At 74.6% G+C, this 7,971-nt stretch carries 8 protein-coding genes; 5 read left to right on the top strand and 3 right to left on the bottom strand.

All coding sequences use genetic code 11. The annotated features are described in order from the left end of the window. Positions 1-19 precede the first annotated feature (19 nt). Both ACFUVW_RS17680 and ACFUVW_RS17675 read right to left on the bottom strand, forming a co-directional pair. The gene (locus ACFUVW_RS17680; protein ID WP_430572617.1) at positions 20-1,015 is read right to left on the bottom strand and encodes a sugar phosphate isomerase/epimerase family protein; all 996 of its coding nucleotides are present in this window, start codon (positions 1,013-1,015) and stop codon (positions 20-22) included. Positions 1,016-1,109: 94 nt separating this feature from the next. Continuing rightward, the gene (locus tag ACFUVW_RS17675; protein ID WP_430572616.1) at positions 1,110-3,197 is read right to left on the bottom strand and encodes a PQQ-dependent sugar dehydrogenase; all 2,088 of its coding nucleotides are present in this window, start codon (positions 3,195-3,197) and stop codon (positions 1,110-1,112) included. Positions 3,198-3,468: 271 nt separating this feature from the next. Here ACFUVW_RS17675 and ACFUVW_RS17670 point away from each other — a divergent pair, with 271 nt between their 5' ends. Continuing rightward, complete coding sequence (locus tag ACFUVW_RS17670; RefSeq protein WP_430572615.1) at positions 3,469-4,488, top strand: LacI family DNA-binding transcriptional regulator; 1,020 nt, start codon at positions 3,469-3,471, stop codon at positions 4,486-4,488. A gap of 15 nt (positions 4,489-4,503) precedes the next feature. On the opposite strand, the gene ACFUVW_RS17665 is transcribed toward ACFUVW_RS17670, so the two are convergent. Beyond that, positions 4,504-5,475: a hypothetical protein gene (locus tag ACFUVW_RS17665; protein WP_430572614.1), complete on the bottom strand. Its 972-nt coding sequence runs from the start codon at positions 5,473-5,475 to the stop codon at positions 4,504-4,506. Positions 5,476-5,635: 160 nt separating this feature from the next. Here ACFUVW_RS17665 and ACFUVW_RS17660 point away from each other — a divergent pair, with 160 nt between their 5' ends. From ACFUVW_RS17660 to ACFUVW_RS17645, 4 genes are all read left to right on the top strand, one after another. Next, the gene (locus tag ACFUVW_RS17660) at positions 5,636-6,946 is read left to right on the top strand and encodes a hypothetical protein (protein WP_430572613.1); all 1,311 of its coding nucleotides are present in this window, start codon (positions 5,636-5,638) and stop codon (positions 6,944-6,946) included. A 42-nt stretch (positions 6,947-6,988) separates the two neighbouring features. Next, positions 6,989-7,210: a hypothetical protein gene (locus ACFUVW_RS17655; RefSeq protein ID WP_430572612.1), complete on the top strand. Its 222-nt coding sequence runs from the start codon at positions 6,989-6,991 to the stop codon at positions 7,208-7,210. Then, complete coding sequence (locus ACFUVW_RS17650; protein ID WP_430572611.1) at positions 7,207-7,440, top strand: hypothetical protein; 234 nt, start codon at positions 7,207-7,209, stop codon at positions 7,438-7,440. Before ACFUVW_RS17655 ends, ACFUVW_RS17650 begins: the two co-directional genes overlap by 4 nt. Before the next feature lie 111 nt (positions 7,441-7,551). Next, positions 7,552-7,971: Hpt domain-containing protein (locus ACFUVW_RS17645; protein ID WP_430572618.1), on the top strand; the 420-nt coding region annotated here is incomplete at its 3' end.

Genomic DNA, 7,971 nt, shown 5'->3' with positions numbered 1-7,971 from the left:
GCGTCGTGGCGTCCGACGCTCAGAAGCGGATCTTCCTCAGATAGCGGTAGCCGACCTCGGCGGTCTGGAGGTAGGTCACGTCCGGGGTGTCGTTCTCGACGATGTACTCCTCGACCTGGTGCGCGCGGAAGAACCGCTCGAAGTCGATGAAGCCGGTGCCGAGATCGGCGTGACTGGTCTCCTCGGGGCCGGTGGTGTGCCGGTCCTTGACGTGGTACTGCCGCACGCGCAGCGGCGAGCGGCGGATGGTGCGCAGGGCGAACCGCTGCGCCGCGTCGTTCGACAGGCCCAGGTTCACGCCCCCGGTCACGACCCAGTAGAGGTCGATCTCGAGGTGCACGTACCGCGGGTCGAGGCGCGAGGTCAGCACGTCCCAGGGGGTGACGCCGCCCAGGTCGGTGGTGAACTCGTGGGCGTGGTTGTGGTACCCGTACGCCAGGCCGTAGGTGCGCGCGATGCGGGCCTCGGCGTTCATCTGGTCGGCCCACTGCTCCCAGTCGGCGCGGGACTCCGAGCTCAGGAACGGCACGACGACGTAGCGCTGGCCCAGGGTGACCGCGTTCTGGAACTTCTCGTGCGCCGCGGCGCGGGACTCGGAGATGCCGTCGTGCGACGACGACGCCCGGACGCCGATGTCGTCGTAGAAGGCGCGCAGCTCGCGCGCCGTCCGGCCGAAGTAGCCGAGCGCCTGCTCGACGCGGGGATAGCCCATGCGGGCGATCGCGGTGAGCGTCTCGTCGTAGACGCCGGGCCCCCACGGCTCGCCGAGGCCCTCGCGGACGGTCCACAGCTGGAGGCTGATGCGCCCGGGCGGGACCCGGCGTCGCCCGTGGTGCCACGGGTGGCCGTGCGGTGCGGCGGTCGCGGCGCCCGCCGCGGTCCCGGTGAGGGCGAGTCCCGCCGCGCCGGTGGCGGCGCCTCGCAGCAGCGTGCGGCGGGACAGGCCACCGGTCCCGGGCGTCTGGGTCTCGAGAGAACGGCGCAACGCTTCGTCGCCGTCGTAGCCGTAACACATGATTCGACTCCTCGTCGTTGAGGTCGTTGGTTCGTGCAGGGATGCGGGGCGGCGGGGGTGCCCGGTCGTGACCGGCCGGGCACCCGCCGTCGCGTCACTCGGTGGGGACGAGCACCACCTCGTCGGTGCCCGTGAGGCCCGGGAGGCCGTCGGTGCCGGGATCGGTGTACTCGGCCACGAAGACCCCTCGGAGGGTGTCGTTCTCCGGGTCGTGACCCGACGGCACCGTGGTGACGATCGACCCCGTGCACCCCGACGCCGTGGTCTGCGGGTGGCCGTGCTCGTCGTGCCCGACGACGTAGGTCACCTCCACCGCGTCGCAGTCGACCGGCTGGTCGTCGGTCACCTGGACCTCGTAGGTCACCGTGTCGCCGAAGGTGAAGCCCTGCCCCTCGACCGGGGTCACGAAGCTCACCTGCGGCGTCTCGTTGCCGACGACGACGTCGACGTCGGCCGAGGCGTGGCGCCCGCGGTCCCGCCCGCCGACGTCCGTCACGGTCAGGCTGGCGCGGAAGACGCCGGGCTCGGCGTAGGTGTGGGTGGCGTCCGGCCCGCGGGCGTCGACGTCGCCGTCCCCGTCGAAGTCCCACGCGAACCGGAGGCGGTCGCCGTCCGGGTCGGTGGTGCCCTCGCTGGAGAAGCTCACCGTCAGCGGGGGCAGCCCGGACGTGACGTCCGCGTCGATCACCGGCGTGGGGCTGCGGTTCCCGCCGCGGCCCAGGTAGTCGATCCGCGCCAGCTGGGCGTCCGGGTTCTCGGCGAAGAAGCCGTCGCCGTACTCGAGCACGTAGAGGGCGCCGTTCGGCCCGAACTCCACGTCCATCGGGTTGTCGAACACGAACGACGGCAGCACGGGCTCGATCTCCTCGAGCGCGCCGCCCCTGTCGAGGTGCATGGCCTTGACGTAGTCGCGCGTCCACTCGTAGAAGAGCGGCACGCCGTCGTAGTACCGGGGCCAGGCGACCGGCCGGGGTCCACGGGTGTCGCGGCGGTCGAACTGGTAGACGGGGCCCGCCATCGGCCCGATGCCGTCGCCCTCGCCCGCCGAGAGCTCGGGGAACTCCTCGGAGACCCCGTACGAGTACCACACGTCGGGTTGGGTCACCGGTGGCAGCTGCGTGCGGCCGGTGTTGTGGGCCGAGTCGTTGACCGGCGCGGAGCAGTCGAACTCCTCGCCGGGCGTCCCGGTCGCGAAGTCGTAGTCCACGTAGGGCAGCTCGGCAGTGGCGCAGAACGGCCAGCCGTAGTTGCCGGCCTCGCGGACGATCGTCCACCTGCCCTGTCCGGCCGGTCCGCGGTCCGGGTCCGGCACCGCGGCGTCGGGGGAGTAGTCGCCGACGTAGATCGCGTCGGTGTCCGGGTCGACCTCGACACGGAACGGGTTGCGCAGCCCCATGGCGTAGATCTCGGGCCGCGTGCCCGGCGTGCCCGGCTCGAACAGGTTGCCGTCCGGGATCGTGTACCCGCCCCCTCGCTTCGGCGTGATCCGCAGGAGCTTGCCGCGCAGGTCGTTCGTGTTCCCCGCGGTGCGACGCGCGTCGAACGCCGGGTTGGTGCCGGGCGAGTCGTCGAGCGGCGCGTAGCCGTCGGAGAAGAACGGGTTGGTGTCGTCCCCGGTCGACAGCACGAGGTTGCCGTCGGAGTCGAACACGATGTCGCCGCCGACGTGGCAGCAGATGCCCCGGTCGACCGGGACGTCGATGATCTGCTCCTCGGACCCGAGGTCGATCTCGCCACGGTGGTACTCGAACCGCGACAGCCGGATGAGCCCCTCGAACGGCTCGAAGTCCTCCGGCTCGCCGGTGAAGGGGGCGTCCCCCTCGTTGACGTCGGGGGTCGCCGGGTCGTCGACCGGGGTGTCCAGCGGCGGCGAGTAGTACATGTAGATCCAGCGGTTCTTCTTGCCGTCGAAGTGCGGGTCGACGGCGATGCTCTGCAGGCCCTCCTCGTCGTGCTGGTAGACGTCGAGCTGGGCGATCATGCGGTTGACGCCGGAGTCCGCCTCGTTGAGCCAGACCTGGCCGGCTCGCGTGACGTGCAGGACGTCGTCGTTCGGGAGCACGGCGAGGTCCATCGGCTCGCCGGGCCGGTCGTTGAGAGTGACCTTCTGGAAGCTGCTGTCCGGAGGTGGGGCGTCGGCGGTGGTGGCCGCCTGTCCCGAGGTGACGAAAGCGACTGTCACGAGCGCGGCTGCTGCGCCGGTCGCGACACTGCGACGAGCTGGGCTACGCACGGTGCTTGCTCCCTGTCTGGTGGCGACTCACCGGTGGTGCGGGCGGTTGTCACCGTGGTCGAGTCAGCAGGACGACAAGATCATGGCGCGGACCCGAGCCGGTCGCGACCCATCGGGGAGGGCCGACACCCGCCGCTGCTCCGCGCGCAGGACCAGCGGGCCGTGGCCGCGGGTAATCTCGTCTCGTCCCCACCCGCCGGCCCGAGGAGCGACGACCCCGGTGAGACGCTCGTCCCCCAGCATCTCGGACGTCGCGCGCGCCGCTGGTGTGTCGATGGGCACGGTGTCGAACGTCCTCAACGGCACGGTGCGCGTCACGCCGGCGACCCGGGCCAGGGTCGAGGCGGCGATCCGGGAGCTCGGGTTCGTCCGCAACGGCGTCGCGCGGTCGCTGGCCGCGGGGCGGAGCTCGACGCTCGGCTTCGTCATCATCGACCTCGCGAACTCCTACTTCCTGGACATCGCGCGGGGCGCCGAGGAGGAGGCCGGCCGGGCCGGGCTGAACCTGCTGCTGGCGAACTCCGACATGTCGGAGGAGAAGCAGCGCACGTACGTCGACCTGTTCGTCGAGGACCGGGTGGCGGGCATCCTCGTCGCCGCGAACCACGGGTCCACGCAGGACCTGCACCGCTCCGCCCCGGGCGTCCCGCTCGTCGTCGTCGACGCGCCGGGCGACCACTCGGACGTCTGCTCCGTGGTGCCGGACAACGAGCTCGGCGGCTACCTGGCCGCGACGCACCTCGTCGAGCAGGGGCGCCGGCGGCTGCTGTTCGCCGGCACGACCGAGCTCGTGCCGGTCCGCGACCGCCTGCTGGGGGTCGAGCGCGCCGTCGCCGAGCACCCGGGCGTGGTGCTCGAGGTCGAGCAGACGGGGAACGTCCAGGTCGAGGACGGCCGACGCGTGGGCGACGACCTCGTGCTGCGCGACCCCCGCGAGCGCCCCGACGCCGTCGTCGCCGCCGCGGACCTGCTCGCCCTGGGCGTGCTGCAGTCGCTGCTGCTGTCGTCCTCGCTACGGGTACCGGACGACGTCGCGATCATCGGCTACGACGACAACCGCGCCGCCTGGGACTCCGCGGTCCCGCTGTCGACCGTCCGTCAGCCGGGGGAGGCCGTCGGCCGGGAGGCGGTGAGGCTCCTGCTGGAGGAGCTGGTGACGGGCCCCGAGGCGCACTCGCACCGGCTCGTCACGTGCGAGCCGCGGCTCGTGGTGCGCGCGAGCACCGTCGGGCGGGCCTGACCGCCACGGGCGTCCTCATCCGGGGACACGCTCCCACCCGAGCCCGCGCGCCTGGCACAGCACGTCCTCGGCCTCGGCCTCCGCCCGCCGCGTCGTACGGCGCAGGCCGGGCGCCGCGGCGTCGGCGACGGCGCCGAGCACGCCGCGCAGGTCCGCCGCGGCCGCCCGCGCCGCCGTGGGCGTGGCCGCCCGCTCCAGGCGTGCGGCCAGCACGTGCAGCGTCAGCCCGAGGTCCTCCGCCACGTCCGGGGCCGGCGACAGCATGGCCGCGGCCAGCCGGGCGAGCCCGGCGGCGCCGCCTGCGCCGGCGTCGACGACGGCGACCAGCGCGTCGATCTCCCGCGCGACCAGGGCGGACGAGGCGTCGCGAAGGTCCTCGACGTAGGTGCGGGTCCCGTCCGGGGCGGCGAGCGGGCCCTGCGCACGGTGCAGCGCCCACGCCTCGTCGCGGCCGCGAGCCCGCAGGTGCCGGTCGAGGTCGACGCGGTCGAGCGCCTCGTCGGGCTCCCCGTCGAGCCAGGCGCGCACCCGGGCCACGTCGGCGGGGTCGTCGACGTCGAGCCCGACGGTCGCGAGGACGTCGAGCCAGGTGCCGGAGTGCGCGTCGTAGAGCGGCACGAGCGCGTCGTCGCCGGGGTCGGCCGGCCGGACGTGCCGCCCGTGCGCCGGGTCGTGCAGGAGGAGCCACCGGCCGCCCTCGACCGTCACCGGGGCGGACTCGGTGAGCTCGAGCACGACCCGCAGCGCCCACTCGTCGTACGCCTCGCCCCGGGTGCGGCCGGCCGCCGGGTCGCGCAGGACGCGCGGCGTGCCGAGCCGGCGCGGGAGCCAGAGCAGGGGGTGCCACATCGCCTCGGGGCGCAGCGCCGGCCACCGGCGCCGCCCGGCGGGCACCGTCCACGGCATCGGGAGCGGCACCGCGGACAGCGGCGACAGCAGCAGGTGCTCGCCGGGCTCCAGGTCGGACGACCTGCGCCTGTGCTCCACGGGTCCCCCTTCGCCGAGACGCTCTCACCGGCCCTATGCCGCCGGGACAGGTCGCAGCCACCGCCCGTGCCGGGCCGGCGGGACAGGGTGTGGGCGAGGTCACAGCGACGGCGGTCGTTCGAGGCCCGATTTTCGCGGGGGCGCCGCACACACCCCTGTCATGCAGATCCTGTCCGCCGTCGTCCTCGACGCCGCCCCCCCCCGCCCGACCCTCCACGACCGTGAGAGCGAGGAGCTCGACCGGACCACGTCCGAGCTCGCGCGCCGGGTGCGCTCCGGCTCGCTCGCCGAGCGCGACGCGCGCATGTCGATCTACGAGGCGGTGTTCCGCACGCGCCTCGTGCCGACGGAGACGCTCCGCTACTGCCACCGGCACTCGATCGCCCGGTACCTGCACGACGACATGGTGGACGCCGCCGTCGACTTCTACACCCGCAAGATCCTCGACCTGCCCAGCACGGACGGCGCCGCCGGCGACTCCCGGGGGCGCAACGGCACCAAGTTCTTCGACCTCGAGGTGTTCGCCGACGGGGCGAGCGCCGCCGGGTCGATCCGCCAGGCGCTCGGCGACTTCACCCTCATGCACCGCACGCTGCTGCGCAGCGTGCGCGCCACGCGGCGGGTCGGGCAGATCGTCTCCACCGAGCTGCTCGAGGGGACCCTCGACGCCGACGGGCGCATGGCCGGCCTGCTGCACGAGCTGCCCGTCGTGCCCGACCACGCGGCCGAGGTCGTCGAGCTCGGCCGCGACGAGCGGCTGGACCGCCTGCACGCGACGCACGTCGACGCTGCCGCCCGCCAGCGCGGCGTCCTGCGGACGCACATCGACGCGGCCGTGCTGCGCGACGCGTTCGAGCTCCCGGCGCTCGAGCGGCCCCTGGACCCCGGCGTCCGGGCCCGGATGCTGGCCTGGGTCGAGGAGGACGACGAGCTCGCGCTGCGGTCCGTCGTCGCGCTGCGCTCCGCGCAGACCGTGACCGACCCGCGTGTCGCGGCTCTCGGTGACCTGTGGGGCGCCTACGCCGACGCCCACCTCGAGGTCGTCGCGACGCACGAGTACGGCCGCCGGATCGCCGACCTCCTGGCCCACGACGCGCTCGCGGACCGTGCCCGCCCGGGCCGGCCCGCCGTCTCGCGCACCCGGGTCGGGATCAAGGGCGCCGTGGCGGGCACCGGCGTCGACGCCGCCTGGGTGGCCCACCTCGCCGCGGTCTTCCTGGCGCACGAGCACGAGGCCCGGTCCGCCTGGGACCCGGACCGCGGGGCCGTCGACGTGGACCGCGACGCCGGCCGGTACCTGGACGCCCTCGCCGCCGCCGCCGCGCTGCCCGGCGCGCCCCTCGGCCGGACCCCGGTCGCGGTGCGCGACACGCTCGCGGCGATCGTCGAGGCCGCGCGCCAGCCCGCCCGCCAACTCGGGACGCGCCCCGCCGCCCGGCCCGTGCGGGAGTCCCTCGTCCTCGGCGCATAGACGCTCGGACGCCTCGCCCCGCGAGGCACGAGAGGAGAAACCATGGTTGCCGTCCCTGCCCGCCCGCGACCGACGACCGTCGCCGAGCGCACCGCCCCGCTGACCAAGGAGCTCGCCCGCCGCCGTGCCGGCGCCGTCCTCCACCCCGGCGACGTGCACGAGCTCATCGCCTCGCTCGTCGACGAGCTCGTGCTGCAGGGGATGACGCGCCGCGAGGCGGCCGGTCTCGTGAACCGCGCGGCGCAGCGCGCCACCGCCGCGTGAGGGCGCCCCGGCGCCCCTGGGAGCTCGTGCCCGGGCGCGCGGCGGGGGACGAGGACTGCGACGCGTGCGGCGGGGGAGCCCGGGCCCGCGTGACAGTCGGCCGGCACGGCGACCTGCACCTGTGCGCGGCGCACGCGCGCGCCCACGCCCCCGCCCTGGCGGCGCGGGGGTACGCGCTGTGGTGGGGATCGCCCCACGAGCCGGGGGCGCGTGCCGACAGTGCCGGGTGACCGCCCACCGCGGCGGTCACCGGGACGCCGACGACGCCCCGCTTACGGGACGCCGACGACGGCGCCGAGACGAAGCCGCCGCCGGCGGCCGGGAGGTATGGCGTGGACGAGATGGACGAGATCGTCCACGAGTTCCTGGTCGAGTCCTACGAGAACCTGGACCAGCTGGACCGGGACCTCGTGGCGCTCGAGGACGACCCGTCGTCGCGGCCCCTGCTGAGCAGCATCTTCCGCACGGTGCACACCATCAAGGGCACCAGCGGCTTCCTCGGCTTCGGCAACCTCGAGCGGGTCTCCCACGTCGGGGAGTCGCTGCTGTCCGAGCTGCGCGACGGCGCACGCCGCATGGACCAGGCCACGGCCGACGTCCTGCTCGCGCTCGTCGACACCCTGCGCGCCGTGCTCGCCACGGTCGAGGCCGCCGGGACGGACGACCACGACGTCGCGCCGATGGTCGCGCGCGTCCTCGCCCTCCAGGACGGCGACGCCGCCCCGCAGGACGCGGCCGTCGAGGCGCCGGCGCCCCAGGGC

This window comes from Isoptericola sp. NPDC057391, assembly GCF_042668085.1.
Taxonomy (GTDB): domain Bacteria; phylum Actinomycetota; class Actinomycetes; order Actinomycetales; family Cellulomonadaceae; genus Isoptericola.
This window is presented reverse-complemented; position numbering and strand designations above follow the sequence as displayed.

What these genes read in the sequence shown, in the direction of transcription:
- ACFUVW_RS17680 (WP_430572617.1), bottom strand. Translation starts at nt 1,015, where the DNA reads ATGTGTTACGGCTACGACGGCGACGAAGCGTTGCGCCGTTCTCTCGAG.
- ACFUVW_RS17660 (WP_430572613.1), top strand. Translation starts at nt 5,636, where the DNA reads ATGCAGATCCTGTCCGCCGTCGTCCTCGACGCCGCCCCCCCCCGCCCG.
- ACFUVW_RS17655 (WP_430572612.1), top strand. Translation starts at nt 6,989, where the DNA reads ATGGTTGCCGTCCCTGCCCGCCCGCGACCGACGACCGTCGCCGAGCGC.